The sequence below is a fragment of the Enterobacter sp. BWH52 genome, from assembly GCF_001037565.1.
Lineage (GTDB): Bacteria > Pseudomonadota > Gammaproteobacteria > Enterobacterales > Enterobacteriaceae > Enterobacter > Enterobacter hormaechei_C.
Genome location: NZ_KQ089854.1, coordinates 2,906,538 through 2,922,659 on the forward strand (window position 1 = coordinate 2,906,538; position 16,122 = coordinate 2,922,659).

The 16,122-nt window shown below is 55.2% G+C and carries 17 protein-coding genes and 1 other annotated feature; of the genes, 11 read left to right on the forward strand and 6 right to left on the reverse strand.

Annotated elements, in window-relative coordinates; genetic code table 11:
• Window positions 1–78 precede the first annotated feature (78 nt).
• A complete protein-coding gene (gene sbcB / locus SK47_RS13820) occupies window positions 79–1,515 on the forward strand; it encodes an exodeoxyribonuclease I (protein WP_015572402.1) in 1,437 nt (478 codons plus the stop codon).
• 123 nt (window positions 1,516–1,638) lie between these two features.
• Here the strand turns inward: sbcB and plaP are convergent, their stop codons facing one another.
• The 4 genes from plaP to SK47_RS13835 form a co-directional block, all read right to left on the reverse strand.
• Window positions 1,639–2,997 carry a putrescine/proton symporter PlaP gene (gene plaP / locus SK47_RS13825; RefSeq protein ID WP_048244517.1) on the reverse strand — a complete coding sequence of 453 codons (1,359 nt, stop codon included), beginning with the start codon at window positions 2,995–2,997 and terminating at the stop codon, window positions 1,639–1,641.
• On the reverse strand, window positions 2,987–3,049 hold the full coding sequence (yoeI, locus tag SK47_RS23975) for a membrane protein YoeI (RefSeq protein WP_099458931.1): 63 nt from the start codon (window positions 3,047–3,049) through the stop codon (window positions 2,987–2,989). The genes plaP and yoeI overlap by 11 nt, the downstream gene beginning before the upstream one ends.
• 219 nt (window positions 3,050–3,268) lie before the next feature.
• Window positions 3,269–4,198, reverse strand: coding sequence for a LysR substrate-binding domain-containing protein (locus tag SK47_RS13830; RefSeq protein WP_003859497.1), 930 nt, complete (start codon window positions 4,196–4,198; stop codon window positions 3,269–3,271).
• A 41-nt stretch (window positions 4,199–4,239) separates the two neighbouring features.
• Window positions 4,240–5,064: an SDR family oxidoreductase gene (locus tag SK47_RS13835; RefSeq protein ID WP_003859494.1), complete on the reverse strand. Its 825-nt coding sequence runs from the start codon at window positions 5,062–5,064 to the stop codon at window positions 4,240–4,242.
• A 172-nt stretch (window positions 5,065–5,236) separates the two neighbouring features.
• On the opposite strand from SK47_RS13835, the gene hisL reads away from it, so the two are divergent.
• The 9 genes from hisL (at window position 5,237) to hisIE (ending at window position 12,453) form a co-directional block, all read left to right on the forward strand.
• Entirely contained in the window at window positions 5,237–5,287 is a 51-nt protein-coding gene (gene hisL, locus SK47_RS23980) for a his operon leader peptide (protein ID WP_099516347.1), read from the forward strand.
• Window positions 5,263–5,386, forward strand: a sequence feature (His leader region). (Overlaps the previous gene by 25 nt.)
• A 45-nt stretch (window positions 5,387–5,431) precedes the next feature.
• Window positions 5,432–6,331: an ATP phosphoribosyltransferase gene (hisG, locus tag SK47_RS13840; RefSeq protein ID WP_003859492.1), complete on the forward strand. Its 900-nt coding sequence runs from the start codon at window positions 5,432–5,434 to the stop codon at window positions 6,329–6,331.
• Window positions 6,332–6,336: 5 nt separating this feature from the next.
• Window positions 6,337–7,641 carry a histidinol dehydrogenase gene (gene hisD / locus SK47_RS13845; protein ID WP_023314448.1) on the forward strand — a complete coding sequence of 435 codons (1,305 nt, stop codon included), beginning with the start codon at window positions 6,337–6,339 and terminating at the stop codon, window positions 7,639–7,641.
• Window positions 7,638–8,699: a histidinol-phosphate transaminase gene (hisC, locus tag SK47_RS13850; RefSeq protein ID WP_045337604.1), complete on the forward strand. Its 1,062-nt coding sequence runs from the start codon at window positions 7,638–7,640 to the stop codon at window positions 8,697–8,699. Before hisD ends, hisC begins: the two co-directional genes overlap by 4 nt.
• The gene (gene hisB / locus SK47_RS13855) at window positions 8,696–9,763 is read left to right on the forward strand and encodes a bifunctional histidinol-phosphatase/imidazoleglycerol-phosphate dehydratase HisB (RefSeq protein WP_003859487.1); all 1,068 of its coding nucleotides are present in this window, start codon (window positions 8,696–8,698) and stop codon (window positions 9,761–9,763) included. The genes hisC and hisB overlap by 4 nt, the downstream gene beginning before the upstream one ends.
• Window positions 9,763–10,353: an imidazole glycerol phosphate synthase subunit HisH gene (gene hisH / locus SK47_RS13860; protein ID WP_003859485.1), complete on the forward strand. Its 591-nt coding sequence runs from the start codon at window positions 9,763–9,765 to the stop codon at window positions 10,351–10,353. Before hisB ends, hisH begins: the two co-directional genes overlap by 1 nt.
• Window positions 10,353–11,090 carry a 1-(5-phosphoribosyl)-5-[(5-phosphoribosylamino)methylideneamino]imidazole-4-carboxamide isomerase gene (hisA, locus tag SK47_RS13865; protein WP_048244519.1) on the forward strand — a complete coding sequence of 246 codons (738 nt, stop codon included), beginning with the start codon at window positions 10,353–10,355 and terminating at the stop codon, window positions 11,088–11,090. Before hisH ends, hisA begins: the two co-directional genes overlap by 1 nt.
• On the forward strand, window positions 11,072–11,848 hold the full coding sequence (gene hisF / locus SK47_RS13870) for an imidazole glycerol phosphate synthase subunit HisF (protein ID WP_003859481.1): 777 nt from the start codon (window positions 11,072–11,074) through the stop codon (window positions 11,846–11,848). The genes hisA and hisF overlap by 19 nt, the downstream gene beginning before the upstream one ends.
• On the forward strand, window positions 11,842–12,453 hold the full coding sequence (gene hisIE / locus SK47_RS13875) for a bifunctional phosphoribosyl-AMP cyclohydrolase/phosphoribosyl-ATP diphosphatase HisIE (protein WP_045337605.1): 612 nt from the start codon (window positions 11,842–11,844) through the stop codon (window positions 12,451–12,453). Before hisF ends, hisIE begins: the two co-directional genes overlap by 7 nt.
• A 38-nt stretch (window positions 12,454–12,491) precedes the next feature.
• Here hisIE and wzzB read toward each other — a convergent pair whose 3' ends face one another.
• Window positions 12,492–13,472, reverse strand: coding sequence for an LPS O-antigen chain length determinant protein WzzB (gene wzzB / locus SK47_RS13880; RefSeq protein WP_048244521.1), 981 nt, complete (start codon window positions 13,470–13,472; stop codon window positions 12,492–12,494).
• Window positions 13,473–13,664: 192 nt separating this feature from the next.
• Here wzzB and SK47_RS13885 point away from each other — a divergent pair, with 192 nt between their 5' ends.
• Window positions 13,665–14,669 carry an NAD-dependent epimerase gene (locus SK47_RS13885; RefSeq protein ID WP_048240498.1) on the forward strand — a complete coding sequence of 335 codons (1,005 nt, stop codon included), beginning with the start codon at window positions 13,665–13,667 and terminating at the stop codon, window positions 14,667–14,669.
• 47 nt (window positions 14,670–14,716) lie between these two features.
• On the opposite strand, the gene ugd is transcribed toward SK47_RS13885, so the two are convergent.
• Complete coding sequence (gene ugd / locus SK47_RS13890) at window positions 14,717–15,883, reverse strand: UDP-glucose 6-dehydrogenase (RefSeq protein WP_003859477.1); 1,167 nt, start codon at window positions 15,881–15,883, stop codon at window positions 14,717–14,719.
• Window positions 15,884–16,122: the final 239 nt, after the last annotated feature.

Genomic DNA, 16,122 nt, shown 5'->3' on the forward strand with positions numbered 1-16,122 from the left:
AATTTCTTGCCTGACGGTGCTTTTTGTTCGGACTGCTCACCCCAATCGTTTACCATAGAGACGTCAACTTTTAACAGGATGAGATTACTGGTGTCTGACTCTGCCGCGCGCCCGACTTTTTTGTTCCACGATTACGAAACCTTTGGCACCCATCCGGCGCTGGACCGACCGGCGCAGTTTGCGGCTATCCGTACCGATGACGAATTTAACGTCATCGGCGAACCCGAGGTGTTTTACTGTAAGCCCGCCGATGACTATCTGCCGCAGCCGGGCGCGGTGATGGTGACGGGCATCACGCCTCAGGAAGCGCGGGATAAAGGCGTTAGCGAAGCAGAATTTGCCCGTCGCATCCACGACCTGTTCACGGTGCCCAATACCTGCGTGGTGGGTTACAACAATATCCGTTTTGACGATGAAGTGACGCGCAATATCTTCTACCGCAACTTCTACGATCCGTATGCCTGGAGCTGGCAGAACCGTAATTCACGCTGGGATTTGCTGGATATCATGCGCGCCTGCTATGCGCTGCGCCCGGAGGGGATTAACTGGCCGGAGAACGACGACGGCTTGCCGAGCTTCAGGCTCGAGCACCTGACGCGGGCCAACGGCATTGAGCACAGCAATGCCCACGACGCGATGGCAGACGTTTACGCGACCATCGCTATGGCGAAACTTGTAAAAACCGCGCAGCCGCGCCTGTTTGAGTATCTGTTGAGCCATCGCAGCAAGCAAAAGCTGATGACGCTGATTGACGTGCCGCAGATGAAACCGCTGGTGCATATTTCAGGGATGTTCGGCGCGTGGCGCGGGAATACAAGCTGGGTGGCGCCGCTTGCCTGGCATCCGGACAACCGTAACGCCGTCATCATGGTGGATCTCGCCGGAGATATCTCCCCGCTGCTTGAGCTCGACAGCGACACCTTACGTGAACGGCTCTATACGCCGAAAGAGGCGCTGGGTGACCTGCCAGCCGTACCGGTAAAACTGGTGCACATTAATAAGTGCCCGGTGCTGGCGCAGGCCAACACGCTACGCCCGGAAGACGCCGACCGGCTGGGGATTAACCGTCAGCACTGCCTCGATAACCTGAAAGTGCTGCGCGACAACCCGCAGGTGCGCGAGAAAGTCGTCGCCATTTTTGCCGAAGCAGAGCCGTTCGTGCCGTCTGAGAATGTGGATGCGCAGCTTTATAACGGCTTCTTCAGCGACGCCGATCGCGCGGCGATGAATATCGTGCTGCAAACCGACCCGCGTAACCTGCCCGCGCTGGATATCACCTTCGCAGATAAGCGCATTGAGAAGCTGATGTTTAATTATCGCGCGCGCAACTATCCCGGCACGCTGGATGAAGCAGAGCAGGAGCGCTGGTTACAGCATCGGCGCAACGTGTTTACGCCGGAGTTTCTTAATAGCTACGCCCAGGAGCTGGAGATGCTTTACGGTCAGTATGAAGGGAATGCTGAGAAGCAGGCGCTGCTGAAAGCGCTGTTCCAGTATGCGCAAGAGATTGTCTGAATAGCGGGTACCAAAAAGCCGGAGGCGATGTCTCCGGCTTTTTTTTTGCCCGATGGCGCTTCGCTTACGCGGGCCTGCGGGGTATTTAGGTCGGGTAAGACGTAGCCGCCACCCGACGCAGTCTTACGCGACGTCTTCGTACTGAGGAACCGGGTTGCGGAAGCTCTTCGTCACACAGGCCAGGTAAACCAGGCCGATACCTGCCCAAATCAGGCCAAGCACCATTGAGCTCTCTTCCAGGTTAACCCACAGCGCGCCCACGGTCATAGCACCACACATCGGCAGGAACAGATACTGGAAGTGGTCTTTCAGCGTCTTGTTACGCTTTTCACGGATCCAGAACTGAGAGATCACCGACAGGTTAACAAAGGTAAACGCCACCAGCGCACCAAAGTTAATCAGCGCCGTTGCCATCACCAGGTCAAAGTTAATCGCCAGAAGCGCGATCGCACCGACCAGAATGATGTTCATCGCCGGGGTACGCCAAGTTGGATGCACGTAGCCGAAGAAGCTTTTCGGGAATACGCCATCGCGGCCCATAACGTACATCAGACGCGCAACGCCTGCATGCGCGGCCATACCGGACGCCAGTACGGTGATGGTGGAGAAGATCAGCGCGCCGACCTGGAACGCTTTACCCGCCACATAGAGCATAATTTCCGGCTGAGAAGCATCCGGATCTTTGAAGCGAGAGATATCCGGGAAGTACAGCTGGAGGAAATAGGTCGAGAAAATAAAGATCAGGCCACCAATCAGCGCCGTCAGGAAGATTGCACGCGGAATTACGCGCTCTGCATCTTTCGTTTCTTCAGACAGGTTGCTGATACCATCAAAACCGGTAAAGGAGAAGCACAGAATCGTCGCCCCGGTAATCATCGGGATCACATGCGCATCACCAGACCAGAACGGCTTGTTGCTCGCCAGAGTGCCCGCGCCTTCACCGTGGAACACACCGTAAATCACCATGCCGAGGATCACGGCAATCAGTACAACCTGAAGCACAACGATAACGGAGTTAAAGTTGGCAACGGACTTGATGCTGCGAAGGTTGAAGGCCGTCATAAAGGCCACCAGCGCCACGACGAACATCCAGGATGGAATCGATGGCACCAGCGCTTCAAAATAAATTTTTGCCAGCAGAATGTTGATCATCGGCGCGAACAGATAGTCGAGCAGCGAAGACCAGCCCACCATAAAGCCTACCGTCGGGCTGATGGATTTCTGGGCATAGGTGTAGGCGGAACCGGCAGACGGATAGCGGCGCACCAGTTTACCGTAGCTGAGCGCGGTAAAGAGGATCGCAATCAGTGCAAAGCCGTAAGCCGTCGGCACATGACCGTCCGTGAGGCCTGAAACGATACCGAATGTATCGAACAGCGTCATCGGTTGCATATAGGCAAGGCCCATCATGACAACCGGAATCAACGTAAGCGTTTTACGTAATTCCACGCGAGAGGTGTTTGGAGTTGCGTTATGCGACATAGTTATTCTCCTTTACGGTGATAACCGCCACGTAAGCGAAAAATTGCCCCATTTCTTTCTTCCTCAGCGACAACAACTGTCGGATTTTAGTAAGTATCTATCCGGTACGAAGCCCGGCCTCTTGGTTTTTAGTTTCGTTTCGTACATGCAAAAAAAAATAACCGACGCCTTTTATATCGTCGATTATTTATTTGTTTGCAGCGGCGGCATTTTGCCCTATTCAAGATACAAAAGGCAATACATTGAGAAACCTGCCCATAAAATAATTTTTCTAACTGGTTGATTTACCATCATCTGCCTGAGTGTAAACTGTCGCGATAGCACTATTTGCTAAAATTTCGTCTCGCCACCAGGCGCTGGCAAGCCCGGCGGTCTGTTCATTCCAGCCCACCCATACCGATTCGTTACTGCTCTGCGCTAAAACTTGTTTTTCCACCAGCGCTCCGCTGTCAATAAACCGCTGCGCTAAATAACGGGGAAGGTAACCGCACCCCAGGCCGCTTATTTGCAGCTCCAGCTTGGTTTTAAAATCAAAAACGGTGATGGCCTCCTGCTCATCCAGCATCTGCGATGAAATGCCGCACTCGGGGCGAGAACTGTCTCCAACCACAATGGCACGATAGTTTTTAATGACGCGTCGGGTAACCGGCTCCGGTTCATTCGCCAGCGGGTGATGAGGCGCAACGGCAAAAACCTGCTCCAGAACACCCAGCCGCGCAAAACCAAATTCGCTCAACTGGGGAGGCTCATGCAGCGCGCCAACGATGATATCCGCCCTGCCCTGCGTCAGGGCCTCCCAGGAACCGCCCAGCACGCCATTGATAAAAACCAGCCGGGTGACGCTGTGGCGCTGATAGAACGCCTCAATAAGCGGGGTAAGCAGGGAGAAAGGGAATGTATCATCAACCCCAATCACCAGCTCATTTTCCCAGCCCTGATGAAGTTTGACGGCCTGTTTTTCCAGCTCGCGAACCGTATGCAGCACGTCACGCCCTTTTTCCAGCAGCATCTGCCCTGTACGGGTGAAACGCGCGCGATGCCCGGTGCGGTCAAGGATTTGGATATTAAGATCGCTCTCGAGCTTTTGCACGGTGTAGCTCAGAGCCGAAGGGGTTTTATAGAGCTTCGCCGAGGCGGCGGCAAAGCTCCCCTCTTTTTCCAGCGCATCCAGAATAACAAGAACATCCAGCAGCGGTTTCATCTTCGCCCCCTTGCGGTGTGCGATTGTCTCCGCCGGCGCAATTATTCCATGGGCATTACCAGCGGATCGGGATACTGATACTCAAATCCCAGTTCATGGCAAATACGATTGCCATCAATAATTTTGCCTTTGCGCTCCCCCTGCGCATCACTGAATACCGGCGGCGCCAGGCCAAGCTGGCGCGCCATCAGCGGATAAAAGGTACTACGCGGCGGATGCGAAGGCGCACATATATTATAGATGTGCCCCCCTTTCGGAGCCTGTAAAAGCAGTTCTATGGCGCCGATAACATCCTCAAGGTGCACAAGATTAACCCCGTGCTGGCCATCCGGCGCGGATTTACCGGCAAAGAAGCGCCCCGGATGACGCCCCGGCCCCACCAGCCCGGCCAGACGTAAGATATCCACCTGCGTGCCAGGCAGATTGTGCAGCCAGTCTTCCAGCTCTTTCAGCACCCGGCCGCTGGCGGTCACCGGACGGCGCTCGGTGTTTTCTTTCGCCGTACCGTCGATAGCGCCATAGACGGAGGTGGAGCTGGTGAAAATGATGCGCGGGATATGGTGCGCCAGGGCGCTGTCGACAATCTCCTGCACCGCCTGCAAGTAAAACGTCTCGCCCGGGCCGCTGCGCCGCGCCGGTAAGGTAATGACCAGCGCGTCCACATTCATCAGTTCATCCAGCTCGTCGGTATCGCAGATAAGCTCGGGTTCGAGACGCAGCTCGACACCATCAATGCCGCACATGCGTGCCGCTTCAACCCCATCTCGGGTGGTCTTACTCCCTGTCACCTGCCAGCCTTTCGCGGCTAATGACATCGCCAGTGGCATTCCTAACCATCCTAACCCGACAATCGCGACCTTTTTCATTACATTCTCCGCTTAACGATGCCTGTTATAAGGCTACGCCAGCCTGGTGGAACGCACAATTCATACCATCAATATGAAATGAATTAATGATCAAAAAAAGCCCTTGCTTTATGGCGTACAACTGGTTTAGGTTAAAAGACATCAAATGCATAAGCATTCAACGAGAATTTATATGACACGCGTTCCTTTTAAAAACCACCATCATCACCATCATCCTGACTAGTCTTTCAGGCGATGTGTGCTGGAAGACGTTTGGATCTTCCAGTGGTGCATGAACGCATGAAAAAGCCCCCGGAAGATCTTCTTCCGGGGGCTTTTTTTTGGACCGCATTCAGACAGGTTAAAACAGGTTAACGAGGAACACAGAATGTTAGATAACTCACGTTTACGCATAGCTATTCAAAAATCAGGCCGTTTAAGCGACGATTCACGCGAACTGCTGGCCCGCTGCGGGATTAAAATCAACCTGCACACCCAGCGCCTGATCGCCCTGGCTGAAAATATGCCGATCGACATTCTGCGCGTACGTGATGACGATATCCCGGGCCTGGTGATGGATGGCGTCGTTGATCTCGGCATCATCGGCGAAAACGTACTGGAAGAAGAGTTGTTAACCCGCCGCGCGCAGGGCGAAGATCCGCGTTACTTTACCCTGCGTCGTCTGGACTTTGGCGGCTGCCGCCTGTCGCTGGCCACGCCGGTCGATGAAGCCTGGGACGGCCCGGCCGCGCTGAACGGCAAACGTATCGCCACCTCTTACCCTCACCTGCTGAAGCGTTACCTCGATCAAAAAGGCGTGCAGTTTAAATCCTGTCTGCTGAATGGCTCTGTTGAAGTGGCGCCGCGTGCGGGCCTGGCCGATGCCATCTGTGACCTCGTCTCCACCGGCGCCACGCTCGAAGCGAACGGCCTGCGCGAAGTGGAGGTGATCTACCGCTCCAAAGCGTGCCTTATCCAGCGCGACGGCGAGATGGCCGACGCCAAACAGCAGCTCATCGACAAACTGCTGACCCGCATTCAGGGCGTGATTCAGGCGCGTGAATCCAAATACATCATGATGCATGCGCCAACCGAGCGTCTGGAGGAAGTGATTGCCCTGCTGCCGGGCGCTGAGCGTCCAACCATTCTGCCGCTGGCGGGCGACCAGCAGCGCGTGGCGATGCACATGGTGAGCAGCGAAACCCTGTTCTGGGAAACCATGGAAAAACTGAAGGCGCTGGGCGCAAGCTCCATTCTGGTGCTGCCAATTGAGAAGATGATGGAGTAACGACCATGAGCTTTAACACAATCATCGACTGGAATACCTGTAGCGACGCGCAACAGCGCGAGCTGCTGATGCGCCCGGCAATTTCCGCTTCGGAGAGCATCACCCGCACCGTGGCGGAGATCCTCGATAACGTCAAAGCCCGCGGGGACGACGCGCTGCGCGAGTACAGCGCAAAGTTTGACAAGACGGAAGTCGGCGCTTTACAGGTTACCGAGCAGGAAATCAATGATGCCAGCAATCGTCTGGGTGATGACATCAAACAGGCGATGGCCGTCGCGGTGAAAAATATTGATACCTTCCACACCGCGCAGAAATTGCAGGCGGTGGATGTGGAAACCCTGCCCGGCGTGCGCTGCCAGCAGGTGACGCGCCCGGTGGCGTCCGTTGGCCTCTATATTCCCGGCGGCTCTGCTCCGCTGTTTTCGACCGTCCTGATGCTGGCCACCCCGGCACGTATTGCCGGTTGTCAGAAGGTGGTGCTCTGCTCTCCGCCACCGATCGCCGACGAGATCCTGTACGCGGCGAAGCTGTGCGGCGTGCAGGCAATTTATAAAGTGGGCGGTGCGCAGGCGATTTCCGCCCTGGCGTTCGGGACGGGATCCATTCCTAAGGTCGACAAAATCTTTGGCCCGGGCAATGCCTACGTGACCGAGGCGAAACGCCAGGTCAGCCAGCGTCTGGACGGCGCGGCGATTGATATGCCTGCCGGTCCGTCTGAGGTGCTGGTGATTGCCGACAGCGGCGCTACACCGGATTTCGTGGCCTCTGACCTGCTCTCGCAGGCCGAGCACGGCCCTGACTCGCAGGTGATTTTACTGACGCCAGATGCCGACATGGCAAAACGCGTGGGCGACGCCGTTGAGCGTCAGCTGGCTGACCTGCCGCGTGCGGAAACGGCGCGTCAGGCGTTATCCGCCAGCCGCCTGATTGTGGCCCGCGATCTTGACCAGTGCATCGCCATCTCCAACCAGTACGGTCCTGAGCACCTGATTATTCAGACCCGTAACGCGCGCGATCTGGTCGACAGCATAACCAGCGCAGGCTCAGTGTTCCTCGGGGACTGGTCACCGGAATCCGCCGGGGATTACGCCTCCGGCACCAACCACGTGCTGCCCACGTATGGCTATACCTCAACCTGCTCCAGCCTGGGGCTGGCGGATTTCCAGAAGCGCATGACCGTGCAGGAACTCTCCCGCGAGGGATTTGCCTCGCTGGCGTCGACCATTGAAACCCTGGCCGCCGCCGAGCGCCTGACTGCCCACAAAAATGCCGTGACGCTGCGCGTTGCCGCCCTGAAGGAGCAAGCATGAACATCGAAGAATTAGCCCGCGAAAATGTCCGTCGCCTGACGCCCTATCAGTCTGCGCGTCGTCTTGGCGGCAACGGCGACGTCTGGCTGAATGCCAACGAATATCCCACGGCGGTGGCCTTTGAGCTCTCGCAGCAGACGCTGAACCGCTACCCGGAGTGTCAGCCGAAAGCGGTGATCGAGAACTATGCGCAGTATGCAGGCGTAAAGCCTGAGCAGGTGCTGGTCAGCCGTGGGGCGGATGAAGGGATTGAGCTGCTGATCCGCGCCTTCTGCGAGCCGGGTAAAGACGCGGTGATGTACTGCCAGCCCACCTACGGCATGTACAGCGTCAGCGCCGAAACCTTTGGCGTGGCCTGCCGCAACGTGCAGGCGCTGGACAACTGGCAGCTGGATTTGCAGGGCATTGCCGATAACCTCGACGGCGTGAAGGTGGTGTTTGTCTGTAGCCCGAACAACCCGACCGGGCAGATTATCAATCCGCAGGATATCCGTTCTCTGCTGGAAATGACGCGCGGCAAAGCGCTGGTCGTGGCCGACGAAGCCTACATTGAGTTCTGCCCACAGGCGACACTGGCAGGCTGGCTTGAAGAGTATCCGCATCTCGTTGTGCTGCGTACCCTTTCCAAAGCCTTCGCCCTCGCCGGCCTTCGCTGTGGATTTACGCTGGCAAATAAAGCAATTATCGACCTGCTGCTGAAAGTCATCGCCCCGTATCCGCTCTCGACGCCAGTTGCCGATATTGCGGCACAGGCGCTGGCCCCGCAGGGCATCAGCGCGATGCGCGAGCGTGTGGCGCAGATCCTGGAAGAGCGTCAGTATCTTGTCGATGCCCTGAAAACGATTCCGTGCGTGGAAGAGGTGTTCGACTCGGAAACCAACTACATCCTGGTGCGCTTCACCGCCTCAAGCGCGATATTTAAATCGTTGTGGGATCAGGGCATTATCTTACGAGACCAGAATAAACAACCTACCCTGAGCGGCTGCCTGCGTATTACCGTCGGCACCCGTGCAGAGAGCCAGCGCGTGATTGACGCCCTGAAAGCGGAGAAAGTATGAGTCAGAAGTATCTCTTTATCGATCGTGACGGCACCATCATCTCGGAGCCACCCAGCGATTTTCAGGTCGATCGTTTCGACAAGCTGGCGTTTGAACCCGACGTGATCCCGGTGCTGCTGAAGCTTCAGAAAGCAGGCTATAAGCTGGTAATGATCACCAACCAGGACGGTCTGGGCACCGACAGCTTCCCGCAGGCGGACTTTGACGGCCCGCACAACCTGATGATGCAGGTGCTGACCTCGCAGGGCATCGCCTTCGACGAGGTGCTTATCTGCCCGCATATGCCTGCCGACGAGTGCGACTGCCGGAAGCCGAAATTGAAGCTTGTTGAACGTTATCTGGCTGAAGAGGCGCTGGATAAAGCCAACAGCTATGTGATCGGGGATCGCGTCACGGATATCACGCTGGCGGAAAACATGGGCATTGCGGGTCTGCGCTATAACCGCGACACGCTAAACTGGGCGATGATTGGCGAGCAGCTCACCAGACGCGACCGCTATTCCCACGTTGAACGCAACACCAAAGAGACGCAGATCGACGTGAAGGTCTGGCTCGACCGCGAAGGCGGCAGCAAGATCCACACCGGCGTCGGTTTCTTTGACCACATGCTGGATCAAATCGCCACGCACGGCGGCTTCCGTATGGAGATCACGGTTAAGGGCGACCTGTATATCGACGATCACCACACCGTGGAAGATACCGGCCTGGCGCTGGGCGAAGCCCTGAAGCTGGCGCTCGGCGACAAGCGCGGCATCAACCGCTTCGGCTTTGTTCTGCCGATGGACGAGTGCCTGGCGCGCTGCGCGATGGATATCTCCGGACGTCCGCACCTGGAATATAAAGCTGACTTCACCTACCAGCGCGTGGGCGATCTCAGCACCGAGATGGTGGAACACTTCTTCCGCTCGCTTTCTTACACTATGGGCCTGACGCTGCACCTGAAAACCAAAGGCAAAAACGATCACCACCGCGTCGAGAGCCTGTTCAAAGCCTTTGGCCGTACCCTGCGCCAGGCGATCCGCGTGGAAGGTGACGCCCTGCCCTCGTCGAAAGGAGTGCTGTAATGAACGTGGTGATTCTGGACACCGGATGCGCCAATCTGAACTCCGTACAGTCGGCGATTATGCGCCACGGCTACGAGCCGGTGGTGAGCCGCGACCCGGACGTGGTGCTGCGTGCGGATAAACTCTTTCTGCCGGGCGTAGGCACCGCCCAGGCGGCGATGGATCAGATCCACGAGCGCGAGCTGGTTGATCTCATCAAAGCCTGTACTCAACCGGTGCTGGGCATTTGCCTCGGGATGCAGCTGCTTGGCCGCCGCAGCGAAGAGAGCAACGGTGTCGATCTGCTGGGCATTATAGAAGAAGACGTGCCGAAAATGACCGACCACGGCCTGCCGCTGCCGCACATGGGCTGGAACCGCGTTTATCCGAAGGCGGGCAACAGGCTGTTCCAGGGTATTGAAGACGGCGCGTACTTCTATTTCGTCCACAGCTACGCCATGCCCGTGAATACCTACACCATCGCCCAGTGCAATTACGGCGAGGCGTTCACCGCCGCCGTGCAGAAAGATAACTTTTACGGCGTGCAGTTTCACCCGGAACGCTCCGGTGCCGCCGGTGCGCAACTGCTGAAAAATTTCCTGGAGATGTGATGATAATTCCCGCTTTAGATTTAATTGACGGCACGGTTGTTCGTCTCCACCAGGGCGATTACGGGCAGCAGCGCGACTACGGCAACGACCCGCTGCCGCGGTTACAGGCTTACGCCGCCGAGGGCGCTGAGGTGTTGCATCTGGTCGATCTGACCGGCGCGAAAGATCCGGCGAAGCGCCAGATCCCGCTGCTTAAAACACTGGTGGCTGGCGTGGACGTCCCGGTGCAGGTTGGCGGCGGCGTGCGTACGGAAGCCGATGTTGCCGCCTTACTGGACGCGGGCGTGGCGCGCGTGGTGGTCGGTTCGACCGCTGTGAAAGATCCTGAGACGGTCAAGGGCTGGTTTCGCCGCTTCGGCGCGGATGCGCTGGTGCTGGCGCTGGATGTGCGCATTGACGCACAGGGTAACAAGCAGGTCGCGGTCAGCGGCTGGCAGGAAAACTCCGGCGTAACGCTGGAAGAGCTGGTAGGGATGTATCTCCCCGTAGGGCTGAAGCACGTCCTGTGCACGGATATTTCACGCGATGGTACGCTCGCAGGATCTAACGTCTCGCTGTATGAAGAGGTTTGCGCGCGTTATCCGCAGGTGGCGTTTCAGTCCTCTGGCGGTATCGGCGACCTGGCGGATATCGCCGCTCTGCGCGGAAGCGGTGTACGCGGCGTGATCGTGGGTCGCGCGCTGCTTGAAGGCAAATTTACGGTGAAGGAGGCGATTCAATGCTGGCAAAACGGATAATTCCCTGCCTGGACGTGCGTGATGGTCAGGTTGTAAAAGGCGTGCAGTTCCGCAACCACGAGATCATTGGCGACATTGTTCCACTGGCAAAACGCTATGCCGAAGAAGGCGCAGACGAACTGGTATTTTACGATATCACCGCCTCCAGCGATGGCCGCGTGGTGGATAAAAGCTGGGTGGCGCGCGTGGCAGAGGTGATTGATATTCCCTTCTGCGTGGCGGGCGGGATTAAATCTGCTGACGATGCGGCGAAAATTCTCTCTTTCGGTGCGGACAAAATTTCGATTAACTCCCCTGCGCTCGCCGACCCGGAGCTGATTACGCGTCTGGCGGACCGCTTTGGCGTGCAGTGCATTGTCGTGGGGATCGACACCTGGTTTGATACCGCGACGGGAAAATATCACGTTAACCAGTACACTGGCGATGAAAGCCGCACGCGCGTCACCCAATGGGAGACGCTGGACTGGGTGCAGGAAGTGCAAAAACGCGGTGCGGGTGAGATTGTGCTGAACATGATGAACCAGGACGGCGTACGCAACGGTTACGACCTCGAGCAACTGAAAAAAGTGCGCGCGGTCTGCCAGGTTCCGCTGATTGCCTCCGGCGGCGCGGGCACCATGGAACACTTCCTTGAAGCCTTCCGCGATGCGAACGTAGACGGCGCGCTGGCCGCCTCCGTGTTCCATAAACAGATTATCAATATTGGTGAGTTAAAAACGTACCTGGCCGACCAGGGCGTGGAGATCAGGGTATGTTAACAGAGCAACAACAGGCGCAGCTGGACTGGGAAAAAACTGACGGATTACTGCCGGTGGTTGTACAGCATGCCGTTTCAGGCGAAGTGCTGATGCTGGGATACATGAACCAGGAGGCACTGACAAAAACGCTCGACAGCGGCAAGGTGACGTTTTTCTCGCGCACCAAACAGCGCCTGTGGACGAAAGGGGAAACCTCGGGTCACTTCCTGAATGTGGTCAGCATTACGCCAGACTGCGACAACGACACCCTGCTGGTGCTGGTCAACCCGATTGGGCCGACCTGCCACAAAGGCACCAGCAGCTGCTTCGGCGAGACGAGCCACCAGTGGCTGTTCCTCTATCAGCTGGAACAATTACTGGCAGAGCGTAAATCAGCGGATCCTGAGAGCTCATACACGGCGAAGCTGTACGCCAGCGGCACCAAACGTATTGCGCAGAAAGTGGGTGAGGAAGGCGTTGAAACGGCGCTGGCGGCCACCGTGCATGATCGGGAGGAGCTGACGAACGAAGCGTCGGATTTAATGTATCACCTGCTGGTGCTGCTTCAGGATCAGGAGCTGGATTTAACGACGGTGATTGAGAATTTGCGGAAACGGCACAAATAAAAAAGACCGGGGAAACCCGGTCTTTTTTTGTCTGTAAATCAGGATCTTGGCTTGTAGTTTCTCAGCGCGTTACGGCCGAGGACGACACCAGAACCGATAATTCCGCCGAACAGTACGGCAAGGATGAGGGTAATAACAATTTTCGGGCTGTCGCGTCGGATAGGCAGGTTCGGCTTCATGACGTAACGATAGACGTGAATAGTGTCTGGGTTAACGTTGAGGTTCTGAATATCCAGTAAATTTTGTTTGGTTTGGTAGTAAGCGCCTGAGAAGACCAGTGGGCGAGACGCTTCGTTATCAACCATTGACTTGAGCGCTACGGTACCCAACAGGAACATGGTTTCCTGAGTAACATCCTGAGTCTGTTGAAGCTGCGGAGTGGTGATCTTAGCGGCTTCTGCGTTCTTCAGCGCCTCAGTAATCTGCTTAATGCGTAGATCTTTCTGCTCCTGAGCAACTTTCTCCTGATTCTGGAGGGAGTCGTTCAGGGTTGTAATCTGCTGCTTGAGGTTATCTCTGAGATCAAGCGTCAGTTCTTTTGCCGTCTGCTCGTCAACCTGCTGAATGTACTGAGCTAATTGCTTTTGAGCTGCTTCAGCGGATTCGCCCTGATAGCTTACGGTTAAAGGCAAACTTTGTCCTTTAACGGTAGGCTCAATAGTCAGTTTTTCCGGATCTTCCTGATTCTCCAGCGCCTGAGCTAATGCCGAGAAGGAGGAATTGAAACGTCCAATAGCACGATTCTGAATGTCTAACATGGAGGGAGCTGCCCCGCCATAGAGGATATTCAAAGCATTGGAATAGGTGGCGATCTGTGCCGCATCAGGCTGGGCTATGATAGCAGATGACGTCCATTTCTCTTTGGCTACAGTAATATAAATAACGGCGAGAACGATAAAAGCAGCAACAAATGCCCCTATTACCCACTTACCACGCCACAGCTGTAGCACTAAATCCAGTAAATCAATTTGCTCCGGGTCATTGTTGCGTGTGACCAGGTTATCGTTGTTGTGCGTCATACAATCCCTAACAGATGAAAAAGGGCAAAAACAATCTTGTTTCCTTAGTGTATCTGTTGCTGGCGATTTTTCTATAAGAATCCGATGAGTTATATCGGAAAGATGGGTTATGTAAGTGAAGTGCGACGCGCTATCATAGTCGGATTCTGATGTCCTTGGACATCAACAAGAACACTGTGAATGAGGGAAGCTATGAAATTTCTTGTAACGGGCGCCGCGGGCTTTATCGGTTCTCATGTCAGCAAGCGCCTGCTTGATGCAGGGCATGAAGTTGTTGGGATTGATAATCTGAATGATTACTATGACCCTAACCTCAAGCTCGCTCGCCTCGAACTGCTCAAATCCGAGAGTTTCACCTTCCACAAGCTGGACTTAGCGGACCGCGAGGGCATGGCTGCGCTCTTCGCCAATGAAAAATTTGACCGCGTGATCCATCTTGCCGCCCAGGCGGGCGTGCGTTACTCGCTGGAAAACCCGCATGCCTACGCGGATGCGAACCTGGTAGGTCACCTGAACGTGCTGGAGGGCTGTCGCCACAACAAGGTTCAGCATCTTCTGTATGCTTCATCCAGTTCTGTTTACGGCCTCAACCGTAAGATGCCGTTTTCTACTGACGACTCCGTGGATCACCCGGTATCCCTGTATGCGGCAACCAAAAAAGCTAACGAGCTGATGTCGCATACCTATTCGCATCTGTACAACCTGCCGACCACTGGCCTCCGCTTCTTTACCGTCTACGGCCCGTGGGGACGCCCGGACATGGCGCTGTTCAAATTCACCAAAGCCATGATTGAAGGCAACAGCATCGACGTATACAACTACGGCAAGATGAAGCGCGACTTCACCTATATCGATGATATTGCGGAGGCGATTATTCGCCTACAGGACGTTATTCCTCAGGCCGATGCCGACTGGACGGTCGAAGCCGGTTCGCCAGCAACCAGCTCTGCCCCGTATCGCGTGTATAACATCGGTAACAGTTCACCTGTCGAACTGATGGATTACATCACCGCGCTTGAAGAGGCGCTGGGCAAAGAAGCGGTGAAAAATATGATGCCGATCCAGCCGGGTGACGTACTGGAGACCAGTGCGGATACTAAAGCGCTGTACGACGTCATTGGGTTTAAACCACAGACCTCCGTGAAAGAAGGCGTGAAAAACTTTGTCGACTGGTACCGCAACTTCTATAACGTTTAAAACAAAAAACCCGGCAAAATGCCGGGTTTTTTGTATCACCGTTTTACTCAGTCACTGCCGAACAAATCGCGGGTATAGACTTTATCTTTCACGTCCGCGAGCTCTTCCGCCATGCGGTTGGAGATAATTACATCCGCTTCTTTCTTAAACGCATCCAGATCGCGGATCACACGCGAATGGAAGAACTCATCTTCCTGCATCGCCGGTTCATAAATAATGACCTGCACGCCCTTCGCCTTAATACGCTTCATGATCCCCTGAATGGAAGAAGCGCGGAAGTTATCGGAACCGCTCTTCATGATCAGACGATACACGCCCACCACTTTCGGCTGACGCGCGAGAATGGAATCCGAGATGAAGTCTTTACGCGTGCGGTTGGCATCCACAATGGCAGAAATCAGGTTGTTCGGCACCGCCTGATAGTTAGCCAGCAACTGCTTGGTGTCTTTTGGCAGACAGTAGCCGCCGTAACCGAATGACGGGTTGTTATAGTGGTTACCGATACGCGGGTCAAGACACACGCCCTCGATGATCTGACGGGTGTTCAGACCTAAGCTCTCGGCATAGCTGTCCAGCTCGTTGAAGTAAGCCACACGCATCGCCAGATAGGTATTAGCGAAAAGCTTAATGGCCTCTGCCTCGGTGGAATCGGTGAACAGCACCGGAATATCTTTTTTGATTGCGCCTTCCTGAAGCAACGCAGCAAAACGCTCCGCACGCTCGGAACGCTCGCCAATCACGATACGGGATGGGTGCAGGTTATCGTATAACGCCCTGCCCTCGCGGAGAAATTCCGGCGAGAAGAAGACATTATCAATACCCAACTCTTCTTTAATCGATTTGGTGAAGCCCACTGGAATCGTCGACTTGATGATCATCACTGCGTTCGGGTTAATTGCCGTAACGTCTTTGATCACCGCTTCAACAGTTGAGGTATTGAAGTAGTTGGTTTTAGGATCGTAGTCGGTTGGCGTGGCGATGATGACGAAATCCGCATCGCGGTATGCGTCTTCTTTGTCCGTGGTAGCGCGGAAGTTCAGCGGCTTAGTCGCGAGGTATTCTTCAATCTCTTTATCGACGATCGGGGACTTCTTCTGGTTAAGCATGTCCACTTTTGCCTGCACGATATCCAGCGCAACCACTTCATGGTTTTGTGCAATCAGAATACCGTTTGAGAGACCAACATAGCCTGTTCCGGAGATGGTTATTTTCATTTGTTTGACTTCTACACGTTTGAGTTTTTGATGACCATAACACAGTCACCACAATGATTAACTAAGCGTTTTTTATCGCTAACCTTCATTCGCTGTCAAGGTTTCAGGTTTTTTGAAAAATGTTTTTGCTCAACAAAAAGTCCTGTCGTTACACTAAGCAAAGTACCTGTTTTACAGCGACAATAAGACGTTAAAGGGCAGTCGAGAGTAAGCAGAGGAAAACTGCTTACTTCGTCAAA